The following is a 21,350-nucleotide window of genomic DNA, read 5'->3' on the forward strand; positions in this document are numbered from 1 at the left end:
AGCAGCTTCATAGCTTGCGCGCCGCGGGCGATGTCTTCCCCGCGGCGCGCAACCCCACCCCTTTACTCCCACGCAGAAGGACAGCATTTCATGGAACCCCTCCACCTCCGTTCCGCCGGAACCAGCCTGGTGATCAGCTTCGACAGCGGCGAGGCTGAGGTCATCCATTGGGGCGCGGATCTTGGCAGCACGCTGCCGGACCTCGCTATCCTTACGGCCGCTATCCCGCCCTCGTCCATCGACGCCACCGTTCCCGCAGGCCTGCTGCCGCAGGCCTCATCCGCCTGGCGCGGCCGACCCGCTCTGCGCGGTCACCGCATTGCCGACGGCGTTCCCGGCTACGACTTCTCCGTACGGCTCCGCGTGGCTGAGGTGGCATCGGACGGCGCTGGCGCCGTCGTCATCATCCAGGCAGACGCCGACGCCGGGATCCGCGTATCGTCCGTCCTGACCCTGCATGACCGCGGCCTGCTGGAACTACGCCACACCATCACCAACACCGGAACGACGCCTTACCAGCTCGACGAGTTGGCCACTGTGCTCCCGGTGGCACCCGCCGCCGTCGAACTCCTTGACCTGACCGGGCGCTGGTGCCGGGAACGCCACCCGCAGCGCCGCCCCATCCAGCAGGGCACGTGGGTCCGCACCGGCCGGCACGGCCGGACCGGGCACGACTCCTCGCTGCTTTTCGCCGCCGGCACCGCCGGCTTCGGCAACGGCCACGGGCAGGTCTGGGCCACGCATCTGGCCTGGAGCGGCAACCACGAGCAGTTTGCGGACAGCATCGGCGATGGCCGCACCATGATCGGCGGCTCCGAGCTCCTCGGCCCGGCCGAAGTCATCCTCCAGCCGGGTGCCAGCTACACCACCCCTGCGCTGTTCGCCGCCTACTCCGGCCGCGGCCTGGACGGCATCAGCGAGGCCTTCTACAGCTGGTTCCGCAACCGCCCGCACCACGTGCTGCCCGCGGCCGCCACCGGCCTGCCCGCCGGAAAGCCGCGTCCGGTGGTGCTGAACACCTGGGAAGCGGTCTACTTCGACCACAACCTGTCCACCCTGATCGAACTGGCCGAGTCCGCTTCGGAGCTCGGCGTGGAACGTTTTGTGCTCGACGACGGCTGGTTCCGCGGACGCCGCGACGACCACGCCGGCCTCGGCGACTGGTACGTGGATGAAACCCTCTGGCCCAACGGGCTCACACCGCTCATCGACGCCGTGACCTCCCGCGGAATGGAGTTCGGGCTCTGGGTGGAACCCGAAATGGTTAACCTGGACTCGGACATTGTCCGTGCACATCCGGAGTGGATTGCGGGGCCCTCTGCCCAAAGCTACAAGGACGGCGGCAGACTGCCGCTTGAATGGCGGAATCAGCACATCATCAACCTGGTGAATCCGCAGGCCTGGCAGTACATCTACGACCGGATCGATGCCCTCCTGCGGGAGAATAACATCAGCTACCTCAAGTGGGACCAGAACCGCGACCTGCTGGAACACGGCCATGCCGGCCGCTCTTCGGTGCACGAACAGACCCTCGCCGCCTACCGCTTGTTCGACGAACTCCGCAAGGCGCATCCCGGGGTCGAAATTGAAAGCTGCTCCTCAGGCGGCGCCCGCGTGGACCTGGGTATCCTGGAACGCACCGACCGGATCTGGGGTTCGGACTGCAACGACGCGCTGGAACGCCAGACCATCCAGCGCTGGACCGGCGTGGTGGTTCCGCCGGAGCTGGTGGGCGGACACATCGGCCCCACGGCATCGCACACCACGGCGCGCACGCACGACCTGTCCTTCCGCGCCATCACTGCCCTGTTCGGCCACTTCGGCATGGAATGGGACGTCCGCAGCGTTCAGGGCACCGAGCGGGAGGAACTCAAGCGCTTCATTGGACTCTACAAGGAACACCGGGGGCTGATCCACAGCGGCCGGATGGTCCGCGCGGACCTGGCCGACGAGTCCCTGATGCTGCACGGTGTTGTTGCCGACACCTACGCGGCAGCCAATGTCTCAGCCGGCACCGTTGCATCTGGTGCTACGGCGGCACTGTTCGCTCTCGTGTGCACGCGGACAACGTTCGCCGAGCAGCCCGGACGGATCACAGTTCCTGGTCTGGAGGGCGGACGCGCCTACCGGGTGGAGGCGATCTTCCCGGCACCGGGCGACGCTGATTACGCACACACGTTCACGCAGGCCCAGCCGCCGGCATGGCTGGCCTCGGGAGCCGAAGCCAGCGGCAGTTTCCTTGCCGAGGTCGGGCTCCCGATGCCGGCCCTCAACCCGGAACACGCCCTGTTGTTGAAGTTCATGGCGCTCTAGCCGTCGACAAAACCAAACCGCCGACTGCCCCGGCGTTCCCCAACTCTCAGTAGTAGAGGGGACGTCGGGGTAGGCTCCGCCCCGGCAGAGAAAGGCACATGAGAATACCGGTCACAGCCCGAAGTCCCCGTGGGCGCGCGAGATGCTCCTGGTCATCGGCGGCGACAACACCCAGGACGGTACATGCCTGCGGGACTACATCCATGTGGTTGACCTCGCTGACGGCCGCATGGCACCTGAACCACTCCGTGGACCGCCTCGGAGTCTTCGGGCTGGCTGAAAGTCCTGAACTCCTTCGAAAAAGCGGGGGGCCAGCCTATCGCCTACGGCATCGCCAGACGCCGCACCGGGCGACGTTCCCGCATGCTGCCGCAGCCACGTCCCCTGGCAGGCCTCCTCTGGTCCACCACCAAGACCGTGGATCAGATGTGCGAAGACCACTGGCCCTGGCAGAAAAACCCCGGCTATGCCGGCAAGGACGGAGACTCTCATGACCAACCCGGGCACTCACCCTGCCGGTGCGTCGGAGGCGCATTCGGGCCAGTTCCGACAGGCCACAGGCATCCGGGACGTCGCTGCCGCCGCCGGTGTGTCGACCGCTACCGTCTCGCGTGCCCTGCGCGGACTCCCCCGCGTTTCACAATCGACCCGACAAAGAATTCTGACTGCCGCAGCCGACCTTGGCTACGTTGCTTCGTCCGCAGCATCGGAGCTGGCTCGGGCACGGGGCACCCGGAGGACCGCGCTGCCTAAGCAGCTGCAGCGGGTTGAGCCTCCTGCTTCGACCACCGCAAGATGCTCCCGCGCGGGGCCCTTCGAAATGTCCGATCACCCGGCGTCACCGAGCCGGGGGACCATCCTCGTTGTCAACGCCCTAACGGGTCCCGGCAGACCCGACGAGCACCTGGAACCTACCAGCGCGGAGATCGAGCAATTTATCCAGTCGGTTGCGTCGGCACACGGCTTCACCGCCTGCATGAAGTTTTGCAATGAAGCCGGCATGATGGACACTGTTCGGGCCGCCGCTGCCCAGTCAGTCGGGATTGTCATCAACACAGGCGGCTTCAGTCCCGCCTCACCCGTACTGCACAACACGTTAGCCAGCACGTCGGTTCCCACTGTCGAAATCCGCCTGAATAACATCGCTCAATTCTCCGCATTCACAGTCGCGATCTCCGGCGCTGGCATTTACGGCTACAAACTGGCCATCGACTATTTGAGCACAATCGTTCAGCCGGGGCGGGGGGTGCCAGGGTAAGGGGCAGTCCTGCGGTAAATCATCGTTGTCCCGCTAGCGACATAGCCGCCTGGCATCCCGACATCCCCGAGGGGGTCGCCCTGCCTAAGGACGAGGGCCCGGCACTTTCGGTCTCAGCCGGAGACAGACCGCTGGATGGCGACGGCAGCAGCGCCTCGCGCCCACTGGTTGAACCCGAGTGATTCCAGCCGGATGTCCACGGGCCCGGCGTCCGGGTCGCGGTCAGCCGCCACGGCTTCGCGCAGGGGCTCATCGATCAGCTTCAGCATGCCGATTCCCTCTCCGGCCAGAACGACGGTGTTCACCATGGCGAGATTCGCGACAGCGGCTATCATCCTGCCCAGACCGCGTGCCGCTGCGTTCACGATGTAGGCGGCGGCAGGCTGGCCCTCCGCAGCGAGGTTCAGCACCTCCTCATAGTCAACCGGCCTGCCTAACGCGGAAGCAGCCTGCGAACAGATGCTCTGGGTCGAAAGCAAAGCCGTGGAACAGCCCCTGTGCCCGGCCACGCAGAGGGGCCCGGCCGGGTCTAGCGGAAAGTGCCCGCCAAGTCCCAGGCCGGTGTCAGGAACGCTGATAACCCGGTTGTTGATGACAAGGCCGTAGCCAACGCCCGCGCCGATGGTAATCAGGGCAAAGCTCTCGACTCCGCGGCCCACACCGAACCACTGTTCGGCAACGGTCAGTGCGACAACGTCGTTTTCTATGACCACAGGCAGACCCAGTTCCTTCTCCAAAGCCTGCTGCAGCGGCACGTTCCGCCAGTCCAGGAATGGAGCGCGGAGCACGGTTCCGGCCGCGTCGACATGTCCGCCGATACTGATCCCGATCCCGGATACTTCAATCTGGCCGGACCGCGTCAGAGTCCGCACACTATCTGCGAGTCCATGAACGACTCCCGTCAGGCTGCGGTCGCTGAGGCGAAACTCGGAACTCGCCAGCTGTTCTGCCCTCATGTCGGTCAGCACGGAGGCAATCCCGTCGCCGGTGATCTTCGCCCCGATGAAGCGCTGGGAGTCCTGCCGAATATCGAGAAGGCGGACGGGGCGCCCCACCGTCCCATCATTCGCCAGCGGACCCTCAACCAGGAGGCCCGCATCGATCAAAGGCTTTCCAAGCCGGCTGAGGCTGGCCACAGACAAACCGAGCCGCACCGCCAGTTGCCCGCGGGACATCGGTCCGTTGACCAGGATGGTCCGGGTGAGTTCCCGCACGGATTCTTCGAGTTCCACTTCCGACTCCCTTCATCATCACGCCTGGTTTTTTTCATCGTGAAGCTAATTTACCTCAATGACGCCTCTTCAGAGGGCCGCATGGCCGACGCCCATGACCTTTGACACACTATTTTTTTTGCGGTAAAAATAAATCATGTCTTCTCATCTCTTCCACCTTCACGCAGGAGGAACCGCCGTTATCGTCGATGCCTCCCTGGCCGGAATGCCTGCCATTCTTCACTGGGGACCGGAGCTGGGCCCGCTCGGCCCCGTTGAACTGGGCTCCATGAGTACGGCGGCCAAACCGCAAAGGGTCTCTGGAGGAATCGATCACCCTGCACGGCTCACCCTCCTGCCGCAGGAAGCGCAGGGCTGGCAGTCGACCCCCGGAATCTCCGGCCACCGCTCGGGCACAGGTTTCTCGCCGGACTTTCGAGTAACGGACATCTCCGGCACCGGGTTCTCGCCCGACTTCCAAGTCACGGACATCGCTGGATCGGGCAATAGCCTCACCATCACGGCCGAGGATCCCCACACAGCACTGAGCCTGAGCAGCCGGCTCGAAGTGACGGCCTCTGGACTCTTCAAACAGCAGCACACGGTGGCCAACACAGGTGACGGTGTCTACGATCTCGACTCGCTCGCACTGTTCTTCCCGCTGCCAGCCGACGCCACTGAAGTCCTTGACACCACAGGCCGGCACCTGAAGGAACGATCGCCGCAACGCCGTGAGCTGACAGTTGGCGCACACGTGCGGGAAAGCCGGCGCGGGCGCCCCGGTGCCGACGCATCACTGCTCATGACGGCCGGGGCCAAGGGTTTCGGCTTCCGCACCGGTACGGTTCACGCCGTACATCTGGCCTGGAGCGGGAATCACCGCCTCAGTGCCGAGCGGAGCATCAACGCTCAAAACTTCCTGACCGCCTCCGAGCTCCTGCTCCCGGGTGAGGTGCGCCTGCAGCCGGGCGAGAGCTACAGCACCCCTTGGGCCATCGGCTCCTGGGGAAACGGGCTGGACGAACTGGCCTCGCGCTTCCACGAAGACCTCCGGGCACGCCCCCACCACCCACGGTCCCCGCGGCCTATCACTATGAACAGCTGGGAAGCCGTCTACTTCGACCACGACCTCCCCCAGCTGAAGGCAATAGCCACCGCAGCGGCTGCGGCGGGAGCCGAACGCTTCGTCCTCGACGACGGCTGGTTCCTCGGGCGCCGCGACGACACCGCGGGTCTTGGCGACTGGATTGTGGACAGAACCGTTTGGCCGGATGGCCTCAGCCCGATCATCGACCACGTCCGCGGCCTCGGAATGCAGTTCGGCCTTTGGTTTGAGCCCGAAATGGTCAATCCGGACAGCGAACTGGCCCGGGCCCACCCCGAGTGGATACTGCAGGTGAACGGCCGGATGCCCGTTTCGGCCCGCCAGCAACAGGTCCTGAACCTGGCCCTTCCAGCCGCGTGGGATTACATTTTCCAGGCGATGCACAGCATCTTGGATGAATACCCGATCGACTACATCAAATGGGATCACAACCGCGACCTGCTCGACGCCGCCAGCACTGCCTCGGGTCAGGCAGCGGTGCACGAAAACACCAGTGCCGTGTATCGGCTGATGGAAGCCCTCAAGGAGCATCACCCCGGCCTGGAAATCGAGTCGTGTGCCTCCGGCGGGGCACGCGTGGACCTTGCCGTGCTGGACAGGACCGACAGGATCTGGACAAGTGACTGCATAGATCCGTTGGAACGTCTCGACAATCAGGCCTACACCGGACTCCTTGTGCCCTACGAGCTGATGGGAGCTCACATCGGCGGGCCCACCTCGCACTCGACGCGGCGCAGCCACAGCCTTGACTTCCGTGCTGCCACCGCGCTCTTTGGCCACTATGGCATCGAATGGGACATCTCGGACCTCCCTCAGGAGGAACTGGCGGCGCTGCGCGGCTGGGTGGACTTCCACAAGGCCAACCGGTCCCTCTTCCACACCGGCCGCAGCGTGCATTCGGATCACCCCGACCCCTCCGTGGACCTGCGGGGCGTAGTGGCGAAGGACCAGCAGCGGGCCGTCTTCGTCTACACACAGCGCAGTGCCAGCGTCACCTACCCTTCGGGTGTATTCACGCTGCCGGGCCTGGACCCGGACACCGTGTACTCGATAGCTCTCAGCGTCCCGCTAACGGATGCGGCCAGCCCCGGCCAGTCGGCGCTGGAGTGGGCCCAAAAGCCGGTATTCCTCAGCGGCCGCGTCCTCGAGACCGTCGGATTGCAGGCACCCGTGCTCTTCCCGGAGACAGCCATCATCATCACGGCCGAATCCGCAGAGGGTCCGGCAGCTTCTCTTCCTCCGATCTCCGTGAGCACGAAGGGATAGCACATGTTCCTCCTTTTGCGAGGGCGGACCAAAGCCCTCATCGCCGCACTAGCCGCAGCGATGCTGGCCAGTTGCGCCGCGCCACCGGCAGAGAATGAAGTCACGCTGAATTTCTTCCAGTTCAAACCCGAAGCGGTACAGGAATTCTCCGCTCTCATCGACGAGTTCGAAGCCGCGAATCCCGGCATCCAGGTGGTGCAGAACAATGTCCCTGACCCGGACACCGCTATCCGGACCCTCCTTGTGAAAGACAAGACACCGGATGTGCTGACCCTCAATGGAAATGCCAGCTTTGGCCTCCTCGCGAAGGCCTGCGTGTTCGCCGACCTCAGCCAGGAACCCTCGGCAAAAGACGTTCTTCCGGCAGTGCAGGACATCCTCAACGCCAACGGCCGCTGCGAGGGCTCCGAGATTAACGGACTGCCGATGGCGAACAATGCCAGCGGGATCCTGTACAACCCGGAGATTTTCGCCAAGTACGGGGTTTCCGTGCCCCAGACCTGGGATGAGCTGATTGCTGCGGCCGAGACGTTCAAAGCCAACGGGGTCGCACCGTTTTACATGACCCTCAAAGACGCCTGGACCACCTCCCCGGCCCTGGTAAACCTGGCCGCCCAGCTGCAACCGAAAGGCTTCTTTGACCAGTTGACCGCCGCCGGTGCCAACCGGGACAACAGCCCCGTATCTTTCAGCAAGGACTACCCGGAAGTCGCCGACAAGTTGCTCAAGCTCTTCGACTACGCCCAGCCAGGCGCGATCGGCGTGGACTACGCCTCCGGCAACAAGGCTTTCGCCGACGGCAAAGCGGCAATGTACCTCAACGGCAGCTTCGCCGTGCCCGCCATCAGAGCCGCTAACCCGGACGCTAACATCGCCTCGTTTCCCTACCCCGTCACGAACGATCCGGCAAAGACCACGGTGGTATCCGGTGTCGACGTCGCGCTGGCCGTGGGCAGGGAGACGCCCCACCGGGCTGAAGCCCAGAAATTCATCAACTTCCTGATGACCAAGGAAGTGATTGACAGGTACGCCAGGAATCAGAGCGCCTTCGCCCCGCTACGGTCAGCCGCGCCGCAACAGGACCCGGCACTGCAGGGCCTGGCCCCATACTTCACCTCCGGCAAACTTGATGGCTACATGGACCACCGGCTGCCGCCCAGCATCCCACTGGTCAACATCACCCAGCAGTTCGTTCTGGACGGAGACAAAGCCCGTTTCCTGAACAGCCTGGACAACGAATGGTTCAAGATAGCCGCCCGCACGCCCAAGCGAGGTGACCAGTAAATGACGCAGTCCAGCAAGGCCTTCTACTGGATGGCGGTTCCCGCGCTGGTCCTCTTCGTGACGCTGCATACGGTCCCGGCGCTAACCGGAGTCTTCTTCAGCTTCACGGACTACGCCGGCTACGGGAAGTGGAACTTCGTCGGGCTCGAAAACTACCTCAGCCTCTTCAAGGACGACCGTGTCCTCTCCTCCTACAGCTTCACGTTCCTGTTCGCCATCACCACTACCGTTGTTGTCAACATACTGGCCCTAGGCCTTGCCCTACTGCTGAATGCCAAGATCAAATTCCAAACGGCATTCCGGGGCCTCTTCTTCATCCCGAACGTGCTGGCGATCCTCATCATCGGTTACGTCTTCAACTTCATCTTCTCTAACTCGCTCCCCCTGCTGGGCCAATGGCTAGGAATCGACTGGCTCTCGACCTCGATCCTGGCCAACGAGGACCTCGCCTGGCTGGGCATCGTCGCGGTCTCGGCTTGGCAGGCCATCGCATTCAGCGTGATCCTCTACCTCGCCGGTCTGCAGACCATCCCCGCGGAACTGTATGAGGCAGCGGGCCTGGACGGCGCCAGCTACTGGCGACAGTTCAGCTCCATCACTTTTCCGATGATCGGGGCCTTCTTCACCATCAACATGGTGCTCTCGCTGAAAGGGTTCCTGCAGGCCTTCGACCAGATAGTCGCTCTCACGAACGGCGGCCCCGGAACCGCCACCGAATCCGTCGCCATGGTCATTTACCGCGGCGGCTTCCAAGGCGGGGAGTACGGATACCAGATGGCCAATTCCGTCGTATACCTGCTGGTGATCGTGGCGGTGTCCGTGATCCAGCTCCGGACGCTCCAGCGCAAAGAGGCGGACTTCTAATGACCAGAACCACCGACACCCCGGCAACGGTCCGTCCCGTCACGGAACAACGCCGAAGCCCCCGCCGGGGCCGGCTCAGCGGCGGCGTGAACTGGCCGCTCACAGCCCTGGCAGCCGTCCTGGCATTGACCGTGCTCATCCCGCTCTACCTCACGGTGGTGACCGCACTCAAGACACCGGACCAGCTTGGCGGCTCCGGCTTCGAATGGCCCACCCGCATCCGGCTGGAGAACTTCTCCGATGCATGGAACCTGACCAACTTTCCGCGCGCCCTGCTGGTCTCCGCGATCGTCACGGTGGGTGCGGTTGTCCTGACCATCCTGTCCAACTCCCTCGTGGCCTACGCGATCGCGCGGAACCTGCATAAGCCCTTCTTCAAGTTCCTCTACTACTTCTTCGTCGCTGCGCTATTCGTCCCGTTTCCCATCATCATGTTGCCGGCCACCAAGGAAATGGCCGTCCTGGGCCTGGACAACCCGGTGGGGCTGTTCCTGCTCTACACCGTCTACGGACTCAGCTTTAACGTGTTCGTCTACACCGCTTTCATCCACTCCATCCCCCGAGAACTCGAAGAAGCGGCAACCATGGACGGAGCCTCCACCTGGGGCATCTTCCGCCGGATCATCTTCCCGCTGCTCACCCCGATGAACGCCACCGTGGGAATCCTGACCTGCCTCTGGGCCTGGAACGACTTTCTGCTGCCCCTCGTCATTCTCTCGGACCCCGCGGCGCGCACACTTCCCTTGGCGCAGTATGTGTTCCAGAGCCAGTTCAACACCAACTACACGGTCGCCTTTGCGTCCTACCTGATGGCCATGGCGCCACTGCTCCTGGTCTACCTCTTCGCGCAGCGCTGGGTGATCTCCGGCGTCATGCGCGGCTCCATCAAGTGACGTTTAACCGCCAACTCGCCAACCCTTGTCGTCATTCCGCGGACGTAGAGAAGTCAGTGGGCCAGAAGGCAGACGCAGGTGAAATTCATTCGAAAAAGGAGAATTACCAAGAATGGTCATCGAACATCACCGACGGGAAGTACACATTTCAAGCCGTAGCCAGCTCGAGGACGCGTTGAATGCCGCAGAGAGGGACTTGAGGACAGCCGCCAGCTTTGACGGAACGCATGGCATCTTGACAACGAGGCGCTGGCCGGATCTTTACGTCCTAGAACTCAGCGACCAAGTCCCTTACGGCCTCACCCATGAAAGAGAGGCCAAACAGGCGTAACAGGAGATTCAGACGTCTACCCAATTTTGGCTGCGGCCCCGTTGGCGGTGACTGCCAGGCGAAGCCGGCCAACGCGCTCACCTAGGATCCGCTGCGCTTCGCCGGGCAGGCCTTCGTCGCTGATGAGCTCGTCAGCTTCCTCCAGGCCGGCGATGGTGCTGATGCCGATGGTTCCCCACTTCGTGTGGTCGGCCAGTACCACTACGCTGCGGGAAGCCGCTATGAAGGCACGGTTCGTTTCGGCTTCCAGCAGGTTGGGCGTGGTGAACCCGGCGTCGGCGTCAACGCCGTGGACGCCGAGGAAGAGAATATCGAGGTGCAACTGTTTGAGCGCCGAGGTGGCCAGCGGACCAACCAACGCGTCCGAGGGGGTGCGTTCGCCCCCGGTGAGGATCACCGCTGACGGCGAGGTGCCCCGATGAAAGATGTCGGCGATCCGCACCGAGTTGGTGACCACCGTGATCCGTGGCCCGGTACACAGCAGCTGGGCCAGGGCCCATGTGGTGGTTCCCGCGCTGAGTCCTACGGCCATGCCCTCGCGAACCTGGGCGGCGGCCTCGTGGGCGATGGCCATTTTTTCCTTTTGCAGCTGGGTGACTTTCAGCTCAAACCCCGGCTCATGGGTGCTTACGCCGCCGGGCAGCTTAGCGCCGCCGTGGATCTTTTCCAGGGCTCCGGCCGAATCCAGCGCTTCGATGTCGCGCCGGACGGTCATGAGCGACACGCCCAGCATCTGTGCGAGGTCCGCGACGCGGACGATCCGTTCGCGCTGGACCGCCGCGATGATGGCGGAGTGGCGGGCTGGGGCTAGCATGCTGCGTCCTTCATGTGGGGCGGACAGGAGACTCGGCGGGCCATCCGATCGCGACTGCGCCGGTCTTCTTTTCCCGCCCATCCTAATCTTCCACCTGAATCCGACGATAGTCGCATTGATTCCTTATGTTCTCTATTGTTTGAAATTGTTTTTTAGTGTAAAAATAGACTATGACACGTACCACGATGACCAGGCTGGCAGATGGCCGGGAGATCCTCTACTTCGATGACGCCGGGTCTCCGCAGCGCCCTCCGGCGTCCCTGGTAGACCACCGCGAACTGCCAGCCCGCCCCGAGCCCGGCCAGTTGCGCTTCGATGCGCTCAGCGGGGACTGGGTGGCTGTCGCGGCGCACCGGCAGTCCCGGACGCACTTACCGCCGGCGGACCAGTGCCCGATCTGTCCGACGACGCCGGCCAACCAGACCGAGATTCCGGCTCCGGACTATGACGTGGCAGTCTTTGAGAACCGGTTTCCCTCGCTGGGTCCGGACACGAGCGAGATTCCTGTCGCGCCTGTCTGGGGGACCACCACTCCTGCGGTGGGACGTTGCGAAGTCGTCGCCTTCACCCCGCAGCACACCGGGTCCTTCGCCGGACTGGGCTGGCAGCGCACCCGGACGGTGATCGACGCCTGGGCCCACCGCACGGAAGCACTCAGCGCCTTGCCGGGCATCCAGCAGGTCTTCCCGTTCGAAAACCGGGGCGCGGACATCGGCGTCACACTGCACCACCCGCACGGCCAGATCTACGCCTACCCGTACGTCACGCCCCGCGCCGCGGTCCTGGCCGCCGCGGCCGGCGACTATTTCGACAGCTCGGACGGCACGGCGAGCCTGACATCCTCCCTCCTGCAATCCGAACGCAGCGATGGCAGCCGCATGGTCCTTGAGGGTGAACACTTCAGCGCCTACGTTCCCTTTGCCGCGCGCTGGCCGCTGGAAGTCCACCTCGTCCCGCACCGCCAGGTCCCGGACTTGGCGGCGTTGAACGGGGCCGAGCGCGACGAACTGGCGCAGCTCTACCCCGAACTGCTGAAGCGGTTCGACGCCCTGTATCCGACGCCGACCCCCTACATCGCGGCCTGGCACCAGGCGCCGCTCGAGCCGGCCCTGCGCCGGGCCGGTCACCTGCACCTGCAGCTGACCTCGCCCCGCCGCGCCGCGGACAAGCTCAAGTATCTTGCCGGCTCCGAGGCCGCCATGGGCGCGTTCATCAACGACACCACCCCCGAATCCGTCGCGGCCCGGCTGCGCGAAGTCGCCGTCGTCGCGACCGATGCTATCCAGAACCCGGCCACCCTGACCCCGGAAGGCGCTCCCGCATGAACACCACCGCACGCACTGACGCTCACGCCAGCGACCTCGCGTCCCGCTTCGAGGAGACCTTCGGAGCGGCCCCAGACGGCGTCTGGGCCGCCCCCGGCCGGGTCAACCTGATCGGCGAGCACACCGACTACAACGAGGGCTTCGTCCTGCCCTTCGCCATCGACAAGCGGGCGACGACGGCAATCCGGCCCCGCGGGGACTCCACCATCCGGCTGCTCTCCACCGCCGGCGCCGAAGGCATCGTGGCGGCCGACACCGCCGCGCTGGTCCCGGGCGCCGTCACCGGCTGGGCCAAATACCCTTTAGGCGTGGTCTGGGCGCTGCAGCAGCGCGGCATCGACGTCCCCGGCTTCGATCTCCTCCTCCACTCCGACGTCCCGCCTGGCGCCGGATTGTCCTCCTCGCACGCCATCGAATGCGCCGTCGTGACAGCCCTCAACGAACTCACCGGCGCCGGACTGACCGCCGAGGAGATGGTCACGCTCACCCAGCACGCAGAAAACGCCTTCGTCGGCGCACCCACCGGCATCATGGACCAGTCGGCCTCGCTGCGCGGGGCCGGCGGCCACGCCGTCTTCCTCGACTGCCGCGACCAGACCGTGCAACTGGTCCCGTTCGAAGCGCAGGACACCGGACTCGTCCTGCTCGTCATCGACACGAAGGTCGCGCATTCCCACTCCGACGGAGGATATGCCTCCCGGCGCGCGTCCTGCGAGCTCGGCGCAGCAGCCCTGGGTGTAAAAGCCCTGCGGGATGTCGCCGTCGCGGACCTCGAGGCGGCCGGGGGGCGGCTCGACCCGGTGACCTTCCGGCGGGTCCGGCACATCGTCACCGAAAACGACCGCGTGCTGCAGGTGGTGGACACGCTCCGGTCCCAGGGCCCGGCCCGCATCGGGCCCCTGCTCGATGCCAGCCACGCCTCCATGCGCGACGACTTCGAGATTTCCTGCCCCGAGCTGGACCTGGCCGTGGACACCGCCCGCAGCCACGGCGCCATCGGCGCCCGGATGACCGGCGGCGGCTTCGGCGGCTCGGCCATCGCCCTGACCCCAGTCGGGCGCGAACAGCAGGTCCGCGACGCCGTCGTCCGCGCCTTCACGCAGGCCGGGTTCACCTCACCGGACATTTTCACCGTCACCCCGGCCGCCGGCGCGGAACGCATCCGATGAGAATTCTGGTCACCGGCGGAACCGGGTACATCGGTTCGCACACCGTCCTGTCCCTGCAGGAAGCCGGCCATGAGGTCGTGGTCGTCGACAACCTGGCGAACTCCAGCGAGGAATCCCTGCACCGGGTCGCAGAGCTCAGCGGGAAGGCCGCCATGTTCCACCGTGTTGACCTCCTCGACGAGGCCGCCGTGGACGCCGTCTTCGCAGCGGACCCGGTGGACGCCGTGATCCACTTCGCCGGGCTCAAGGCCGTCGGCGAGTCCGTCCGGGAACCCCTGCGCTACTACCACAACAATCTCGTCGGCACCCTGATCCTGCTCCGCGTGATGGACCGCCACAACGTCCGCTCCATCGTCTTCAGCTCCTCCGCCACGGTCTACGGCGAGCACAACCCCAGCCCGTACCTGGAGAAGATGGAGATCGGCGCGAACAACCCCTACGGCCGGACCAAGGAACAGATCGAGGACATCCTCGCCGACCTCGGCGCCGCCGACGAACGCTGGCACATCGCGCTGCTGCGCTACTTCAACCCGGTCGGTGCGCACCCCTCCGGCCGGATCGGCGAGGACCCACAGGGCATCCCCAACAACCTCGTCCCGTTCATCGCCCAGGTCGCCGTCGGCCGGCGCGAGAAGCTCATGGTCTTCGGCGGCGACTACGACACCCCGGACGGGACCTGCCAGCGGGACTACATCCACGTCGTCGACCTCGCCGAAGGCCACGTCGCCGCACTCGGGCACATTACCGGCCGGGCCGGGGTGCGGCGCTGGAACCTCGGCTCCGGCACCGGCTCCTCCGTGCTCGAAGTGCTCCGCTCCTTCGAATTAGCCGCCGGCAAAACGATCCCGTACGAGATCACCGCCCGCCGGGCCGGGGACCTGCCCGCGTTCTGGGCCGACGCGTCCTCTGCCCTGGCCGACCTCAGCTGGTCCACCACCCGGACCGTCGATGAAATGTGCGTGGACCACTGGCGCTGGCAGAAAAACAACCCCCACGGCTACACCGCCTGAACAACGCCCTGTAACTGGTCGCAAACGACGACGGACGCGCACTCCGGCTCTCGTTGAGCATCGGCTTCGGGCGGCAGGGGACGCAGCCGCCGGACCTGAAAGCCCCGGTCCGGGCGAGCCGGCCTTCGCTTTCATTCCCGCCAAGTCCGCCTCAGTAGACCCGAACCCTTAGTGGCGCCGCCTCACCTGCTTCGGCCACAACCCCACCAATGCAAGAGACAAGGACAGGTATATGAGACGCGCTAAAATAGTGGCCACCTTCGGACCGGCAATCGCGAGCTTCGAGAACACTCTCGCCGTGCTGGAAGCCGGCGTCGACGTGGCCCGCATGAACATGAGCCACGGCGACTACGCCGTGCACGACACCACGTACGAGAACGTCCGCAAGGCTGCCGGGCAGCTCGGCAAGCCGGTGGCCATCATGGCCGACCTGCAGGGGCCGAAGATCCGCCTGGGCCGGTTCGTGGACGGGCCGCACCTGCTGGCCGTCGGTGACACGTTCACCATCACCACCGAGGACGTCCCGGGCACCAAGGACATCTGCTCCACCACGCTCAAGAGCCTCACCGAGGACGTCAAGCCCGGCGACGCGCTCCTGATCGATGACGGCAAGGTCGCCCTCCGCGCGATCGACGTCGACGACGTCAAGGTCGTCGCCCAGGTCATCGTCGGCGGTTATGTGTCGAACAACAAGGGCATCAACCTGCCCGGTGTTGCCGTCAACGTGCCGGCGTTGAGCGTCAAGGACGAGGACGATCTGCGCTGGGCCATGCGGCGCGGCGTGGACATGGTCGCCCTCTCCTTCGTCCGCGACGCCTCGGACATCAAGCGCGTCCACGAGATCATGGACGAAGAGGGCCGCCGCGTGCCGGTCATCGCCAAGATCGAGAAGCCGCAGGCTGTGGAGCAGCTCCCCGAGATCATCGACGCCTTCGACGCCATCATGGTGGCCCGTGGCGACCTCGGCGTGGAACTTCCGCTTGAGGAAGTGCCGATCGTGCAGAAGCGCGCCGTTGAACTGGCCCGCCGCTGGGCCAAGCCGGTCATCGTGGCAACCCAGGTGCTGGAATCCATGATCGACAACCCGCGCCCGACCCGCGCCGAGGCCTCCGACTGCGCCAACGCCGTGCTCGACGGCGCCGACGCAGTCATGCTCTCGGGCGAGACCAGCGTGGGCAAGTTCCCGATCGAGACCGTCAAGACCATGGCCCGGATCATCGAATCCACCGAGGTCCACGGCCTGGAGCGCGTCCCCCCGCTGGGCACCAAGCCCAAGACCCGCGGCGGCGCCATCACCCGTGCCGCCGTCGAAATCGCCGACCAGCTGGACGCGAAGTACATCTGTGCGTTCACCCAGTCCGGTGACTCCGCCCGGCGTCTGTCACGGCTGCGGCCGATCCGCCCGGTCTTCGCCTTCACCCCGGTGGAGCATGTCTGGAACCAGCTCGCGCTGACCTGGGGCATCCAGCCGGTCCTGGTCCCGATGGTGGGCCACACCGATGCGATGACTGCCCAGGTCGACCGCAGCCTGCTGAACATGGACGTCGTCGAGGACGGCGACATGGTCGTTATCGCCGCCGGGTCGCCTCCCGGAAAGGCCGGTTCCACGAACATGCTCAAGGTCCACAGGGTCGGCGACCTCGCCGACGCCGGCAGCACCGGCGACGCCGAGGTAGCCAAGGACAAGCTCGGCCCCTGGCCCGAAAAGAAGAAGCGGAACAGCCGGGTCTAGTCTTTCGGGTTCATGTAAAGCGGAGGGTTAATGGCCTCCTCCGTGAACCTCAGGCCTTGAACGTCGTGGACGCCCTCGAACGGGCTGCGTACCCACACAGCTCTCACAGAACCACAAGGCAACCCGCCCCATGGCTTCGGCACTCCCCTGCCGCGGCACGGGATGCAGCCCTGACCAGACATTTCGAGCGGTAGGGCGCCCGTGCTCGGCGGGCTGCCCGAGACCGCGGCAACACCGTAAGACGGTTCCTCATCATCGCCGCAAGGTGGATGACGGGCGTCCGCTTCAGGCTTTGCTGGGCGGAACCGCCGCAAAACAGGACGACGCCGGATGCACTGTGCATCCGGCGTCGTCCTTCCCGCATCAGGCGAGGGCGCTCTTGATCTCGTCGATCGATTTCTTGGCCGCTTCCTGCGGGGACATCCTGCTGAAGTGCACCTCGATGGCGTACCGGGTCAGGACTTCGGTGACTGAACTGGATCCGGCGGGAGGCACGGCAGGGGCCTCGCCTACTTCATCGGCAATGTCATCGATGAATTTGGCCGTCAGGGCGTCCGTGGGCGTCAGCCTCGGGGCGACGGCTGCGCGGACTTCCGAGTTGCCCGGGATGCCGCGGTCCGCCAGCCCGATTTCGCCGGCCTCGACGCTGTTGGCCAGGAAGTCGATAAACTTCTGGGTCTCCGCGGGATGCTTGGTCCGGGAACTTGCGGACCAGAACTGCGAGGCCTTGTAGAACTGCTGGGCTTTCATGGCGTCGCCCTCAACGCTCGGCGGACGGAGGATTTCCAGTGCCTGCCCTGAGGCGGTACTCAGTGGGGCAAGTTGGTTGGACCACACCCACCCCATGGCGAAGCGGTTCGTTGCCAAGCCCTGCTGATCCAGCGGCGCGCTGCTGTCTTCGGTTATCACGGAGGCCGGCGGAACAGCCTTGGCGTCACGCATGTCGGTCTGCATCTCGAAATACTTGGTGGCGTCACCCTCATCAAAGCCCAAACCGCCGTCCTCGGTGAAGAGAGACTTCCCGTGCTGGCGCATCCAGAGATTGAAGGAGGCATCACCGACGAACGGTCCGGAACCATAGACGCCGGCTTGGCTCTTGCTTGTGATGTCGGCCGCCCTATCCTTATATTCATCCCAGGTCCAGGTCGAATCATCAGGCAGGGACACCCCGCTGGCGGAGAGGAGCGACGGATTGGCCAGGACCACCAGGGCGTTCATGCCCGCAGTGACGGCATACTGCCCGCCATCAGCCTTCCCCGCACCTGCGGCGGCCAGGTCGAACTTGGACAGATCCACGTCCTTCAGTTCCAGCAGGGCACCGCGTTCGGCGTATTCAGCGAGGTACTGTGCATCCATCTGGATGATGTCCGGGGCGTCCTGGGAGGCAACCTGCGTGGCCAGTTTGTCCCAGTAGCCGGACCAGTCGCCGTACTCCCCCTTGATTTTTATGCCCGGGTTTTTCGCTTCGAAGGCATCAATCAGCTTCTGCGTCATCTTGTGGCGTGTGTCGGATCCCCACCAGCTGAACCGCAAAATCACAGGGCCATCGGACGCCGCCTGGGGTGATGCTCCACAACCTGTCAACGTTATGGATACTGCGGCAACGGCCGCGGCGATCTTTCCCGTGATTTTCTTCCGGGCAAACAGAGTCATCTGGAATCCTTTTCAGCTCAATGCAATAAACGAGAAAACGCTTTCTCACACAGTAGGAGTGATGAACGACACACGTCAAGACTAAATCGCAAATATTCGCATATTAAGTCACAAATGCGCACATTCCAGTTGCTCCGCCGATCCAAGACAGTTACACGAAAACTTGACAGTCCCGGCGGTTGTGCAGGCAGGCAGGTACTTGTGCGACCGGGCTACGTCAGAGCGAATGCAGAGCTTGGGTTGCCACTGACCCTGTCGACAGTCCCATCGCAGACATCCAAGTGGATTTGACGATTTCTTGGATGCCCGCGGGCGGCGGGGCAGGCGCCTCACCGAGCTCATCCCTGCTCTGATCGATGAACTTGACCACTGTGATGTCGGCGGCCGTCAGCTTAGGGGCGATCGCGGCGCGGACGTCCGAGTTGGGGTAAACGCCGCGATCGGCCAGGAGGGACTCGCCTACCTTGTTGCTGCTGGCCAGGAAGTCGATGGATTTGGCGGTTTTCTCGGGGTGCTTGGTGCGGGAGGATGCCGTGCACCAGAGCTGCGCGTCGGAAGAGTTGCCGGTCTTGGACGGGAACCGCAGGATCTGCAGCTCGCTGCCGGCGGCCTTCTCCACGGCGGGCAGCCGGTTGGACCGCCGTCCGAGGCTTGGAGCGACTTTCCGATCTGCCTGAGCCAAACACCCCCAACGAAACCTGATCCGTGCCGTACGCAGCGGCGTGAGTGCCCCTGGGAGACTTCGCGGTGACCTCCGCGGCTGTGCGCTCGAAGTCCTCCCACGTCCAGTTCTTGTCAATGGGATTTTCCACACCGGCTGCTTTGAAGACGGCCGGGTTGGCGAAGACGGTGGCCGCGGAGATCAGGATCAAGCCGGAGTACGGCGGCTGGAGCGGCCATTGGGAGAAGGTTTCTGGGCTTCGGAAACAGGCCCGCCCCTCCGGAGACGCCGCTGGCCCATCCGGGGACGGGCCAGCGTGTAGAGCGGGTAGCCTTTCGGACTTATTTGATGCCGGTGGTGGCGATGCCCTTGATGAGGAACCTCTGGCCGAAGAGGAACACCAGGAACACCGGCAGCAGCGACACGATGGACATCGCGAACAGCGATCCCCAGCTCGTGGCGGACTGCGAATCGACGAAGGCGCGCAGTGCTACAGGGACGGTGAACATGTCCGGGTCCGTGAGGTAGATCAGGGCGCCGAAGAAGTCGTTCCAGGTCCAGATGAAGGTGAAGATGGTGGTGGTGGCCAGGGCCGGCACCATCAGCGGCAGGATGACCCGCAGGAAGATGCGGGGGTGGCCGGCGCCGTCGATACGTGCGGCCTCGTCCAGGTCCTTGGGGATGCCGCGGATGAACTGGACCATGAGGAAGATGAAGAACGCGTCGGTGGCCAGGAGCTTGGGCACGATGAGCGGCCAGAAGGTGTTGACCCAGCCGATCTGTGAGAACAGGATGTACTGCGGCACGATCACGACGTGGAACGGCAGCATGATGGTCAGCAGCATGATGCCGAAGAACAGTTTCTTGCCGGTGAACTGCAGGCGGGCAAACGCGTACGCGGCCATCGAGCAGGAGATGAGGTTGCCCAGGATGGATCCGATGACCACGATGGCCGAGTTGAGCATGTAGTGCCCGAACGGGTGCGTCAGCGCGGACCAGCCGTCGGTGTAGTTGCTCATTTCCAGGCTGTTCAGCCAGAGGCCGGGATCGCGGAAGATCAGGTCGTTGGGCCGGAGCGAGGAGGCGATCATCCACAGCAGCGGGTAGATCATCAGGGCCCCGGCCAGGATCAGGATGGCGTGCTTGCCAAGCGCCTTGGTCCGCTGTTTCCGGCTGAAGGCCAGGGTCCCGCGGGATTCGCGGACCTTTTTGGGCTTGCGGTGGTTCGTTGGCTTGCCGGCGCCGGCGGTGTTCTTGTCCGGGGCGGGCAGCGTCTGCAGGTCAGTCGTCATAGAAAACCCAATACTTGGAGGCGATGAAGTTGATGGCGGTGAACACACCGATGATGACCAGCAGGAACCAGGCCATCGCGGAGGCGTAGCCCATGTCGAACTGGCCGAAGCCCTTCTGGTACAGGTACAGGGTGAAGAACATCGTGGAGTCTGACGGGCCGCCGTTGCCGCCCGAAACGATGAACGCCTGCGTGAAGGACTGGAAGGATCCGATGATCTGGAGCACCAGGTTGAAGAAGATGATCGGGCTGAGCATCGGCAGCGTGATCTTCCGGAACTGCTGAAGCGTGCTGGCGCCGTCCACCTTTGCGGCCTCGTAGTACATCACCGGAATCTGCCGGAGTCCGGCCAGGAAGATGATCATGGGGGCGCCGAACGTCCACACATGCAGCAGGATGATCGAACTCAGGGCCGTGCTCGGATCGGAGATCCAGCCCGGACCCTGGATGCCGAACATTGCTAGGGCCTGATTGACCAGTCCGGTGGTGCCGAAGATCTGCTTCCACAAAATCGCGATGGCCACCGAACCGCCCAGCAGGGACGGCAGGTAAAACACGGAGCGGTAGAACGGCAGGCCCCGCAGGCCCTTGTCCAGTACCAGCGCGATCAACAGGGCAACCGCGAGCTGCAGCGGCACACCCACAAACACGTACGTGAACGTCACGGCCAGCGAGTTGTGCAGCCGGGCGTCGCCGAGCATCCGGATGAAGTTATCCAGCCCGACCCATTCCGGCGGTTGCAGCAGGTTGTAGTCCGTGAAGGACAAATACAGCGACATCAGCATCGGACCGACGGTGATGGCCACCAGGCCCACCAGCCACGGCAGCAGGAAGATATACGCGGCCTTGTTATCCCGGCCGTTGGCTTTCTTCTCCGCTGCTGTCATCGGCCCCTTGCGGCCCTTGAGAGTGCTCAGTTCACTCATGGCGCTCATAGCAGCGGCTCCCTCTCGCGCAGCAGGCCCGCTGCGGCCGGCACTCCTGCCGGGCGCGGCAACTCGGTTCTGTCTCTAGCGGCCATGTGGCCTCCTTTGGTCATCGTGGCCCTCCACGTCAGGGATGATCGCACTGTACGATCGGTTTCCGCCCTCTGCGGCGGCTGGGGTTCAGCTCCCGGATCCGGCGTTCGTCACCCGGGACGTTGAAAGCGGCTCCGTACCAAAGTAAACG

Annotated in this window: 15 protein-coding genes and 2 pseudogenes; 11 read left to right on the forward strand and 6 right to left on the reverse strand. The window is 64.5% G+C overall.

Translation table 11 applies throughout. The annotated features are described in order from the left end of the window. Window positions 1-90: 90 nt before the first annotated feature. From J2W14_RS09060 to J2W14_RS09070, 3 genes and pseudogenes are all read left to right on the forward strand, one after another. A complete protein-coding gene (locus tag J2W14_RS09060) occupies window positions 91-2,313 on the forward strand; it encodes an alpha-galactosidase (RefSeq protein WP_307461401.1) in 2,223 nt (740 codons plus the stop codon). A 490-nt stretch (window positions 2,314-2,803) separates the two neighbouring features. Continuing rightward, window positions 2,804-3,040, forward strand: a pseudogene (locus tag J2W14_RS09065) (LacI family DNA-binding transcriptional regulator); the annotation flags it as partial. A 93-nt stretch (window positions 3,041-3,133) separates the two neighbouring features. Further along, window positions 3,134-3,571, forward strand: a complete 438-nt coding sequence (locus tag J2W14_RS09070; RefSeq protein WP_307461612.1) for a type II 3-dehydroquinate dehydratase — start codon at window positions 3,134-3,136, stop codon at window positions 3,569-3,571. 113 nt (window positions 3,572-3,684) lie between these two features. Here J2W14_RS09070 and J2W14_RS09075 read toward each other — a convergent pair whose 3' ends face one another. Continuing rightward, a complete protein-coding gene (locus J2W14_RS09075) occupies window positions 3,685-4,803 on the reverse strand; it encodes an ROK family transcriptional regulator (protein WP_307461403.1) in 1,119 nt (372 codons plus the stop codon). 136 nt (window positions 4,804-4,939) lie between these two features. Between J2W14_RS09075 and J2W14_RS09080 the strand changes: the two genes are divergently transcribed. Genes J2W14_RS09080 through J2W14_RS09095 form a run of 4 tightly spaced genes read left to right on the forward strand, consistent with a single transcriptional unit; the run spans window position 4,940 to window position 10,194 of the window. After that, a complete protein-coding gene (locus J2W14_RS09080) occupies window positions 4,940-7,153 on the forward strand; it encodes an alpha-galactosidase (RefSeq protein WP_307461406.1) in 2,214 nt (737 codons plus the stop codon). A 3-nt stretch (window positions 7,154-7,156) separates the two neighbouring features. Continuing rightward, on the forward strand, window positions 7,157-8,437 hold the full coding sequence (locus tag J2W14_RS09085; protein WP_307461408.1) for an ABC transporter substrate-binding protein: 1,281 nt from the start codon (window positions 7,157-7,159) through the stop codon (window positions 8,435-8,437). Beyond that, window positions 8,438-9,301: a carbohydrate ABC transporter permease gene (locus J2W14_RS09090; protein WP_307461410.1), complete on the forward strand. Its 864-nt coding sequence runs from the start codon at window positions 8,438-8,440 to the stop codon at window positions 9,299-9,301. Then, window positions 9,301-10,194 (forward strand): carbohydrate ABC transporter permease, encoded by an 894-nt coding sequence (locus tag J2W14_RS09095; RefSeq protein ID WP_307461413.1) that lies wholly within the window; start codon window positions 9,301-9,303, stop codon window positions 10,192-10,194. The genes J2W14_RS09090 and J2W14_RS09095 overlap by 1 nt, the downstream gene beginning before the upstream one ends. A gap of 347 nt (window positions 10,195-10,541) precedes the next feature. Here J2W14_RS09095 and J2W14_RS09100 read toward each other — a convergent pair whose 3' ends face one another. Continuing rightward, complete coding sequence (locus J2W14_RS09100; RefSeq protein ID WP_307461416.1) at window positions 10,542-11,339, reverse strand: DeoR/GlpR family DNA-binding transcription regulator; 798 nt, start codon at window positions 11,337-11,339, stop codon at window positions 10,542-10,544. Window positions 11,340-11,509: 170 nt separating this feature from the next. Here J2W14_RS09100 and galT point away from each other — a divergent pair, with 170 nt between their 5' ends. From galT to pyk, 4 genes are all read left to right on the forward strand, one after another. Next, on the forward strand, window positions 11,510-12,664 hold the full coding sequence (galT, locus tag J2W14_RS09105; protein WP_307461418.1) for a galactose-1-phosphate uridylyltransferase: 1,155 nt from the start codon (window positions 11,510-11,512) through the stop codon (window positions 12,662-12,664). Beyond that, on the forward strand, window positions 12,661-13,833 hold the full coding sequence (gene galK / locus J2W14_RS09110; protein ID WP_307461421.1) for a galactokinase: 1,173 nt from the start codon (window positions 12,661-12,663) through the stop codon (window positions 13,831-13,833). The genes galT and galK overlap by 4 nt, the downstream gene beginning before the upstream one ends. Continuing rightward, the gene (gene galE, locus J2W14_RS09115) at window positions 13,830-14,843 is read left to right on the forward strand and encodes a UDP-glucose 4-epimerase GalE (protein WP_307461423.1); all 1,014 of its coding nucleotides are present in this window, start codon (window positions 13,830-13,832) and stop codon (window positions 14,841-14,843) included. The genes galK and galE overlap by 4 nt, the downstream gene beginning before the upstream one ends. Before the next feature lie 232 nt (window positions 14,844-15,075). Next, on the forward strand, window positions 15,076-16,575 hold the full coding sequence (gene pyk / locus J2W14_RS09120) for a pyruvate kinase (RefSeq protein ID WP_307461425.1): 1,500 nt from the start codon (window positions 15,076-15,078) through the stop codon (window positions 16,573-16,575). Window positions 16,576-16,938: 363 nt separating this feature from the next. Here the strand turns inward: pyk and J2W14_RS09125 are convergent, their stop codons facing one another. The 4 genes and pseudogenes from J2W14_RS09125 to J2W14_RS09140 form a co-directional block, all read right to left on the reverse strand. Continuing rightward, window positions 16,939-18,069 (reverse strand): ABC transporter substrate-binding protein, encoded by a 1,131-nt coding sequence (locus J2W14_RS09125; RefSeq protein WP_307461427.1) that lies wholly within the window; start codon window positions 18,067-18,069, stop codon window positions 16,939-16,941. A gap of 376 nt (window positions 18,070-18,445) precedes the next feature. Beyond that, window positions 18,446-19,091: pseudogene (locus J2W14_RS09130) on the reverse strand (ABC transporter substrate-binding protein); the annotation flags it as partial. 139 nt (window positions 19,092-19,230) lie between these two features. After that, window positions 19,231-20,181 (reverse strand): carbohydrate ABC transporter permease, encoded by a 951-nt coding sequence (locus J2W14_RS09135; RefSeq protein ID WP_307461429.1) that lies wholly within the window; start codon window positions 20,179-20,181, stop codon window positions 19,231-19,233. Beyond that, window positions 20,171-21,115 (reverse strand): carbohydrate ABC transporter permease, encoded by a 945-nt coding sequence (locus tag J2W14_RS09140; RefSeq protein WP_307461431.1) that lies wholly within the window; start codon window positions 21,113-21,115, stop codon window positions 20,171-20,173. Before J2W14_RS09140 ends, J2W14_RS09135 begins: the two co-directional genes overlap by 11 nt. Window positions 21,116-21,350: the final 235 nt, after the last annotated feature.

Source organism: Pseudarthrobacter oxydans (assembly GCF_030812335.1).
In the GTDB taxonomy this organism is placed as follows: Bacteria; Actinomycetota; Actinomycetes; order Actinomycetales; family Micrococcaceae; genus Arthrobacter; species Arthrobacter oxydans_B.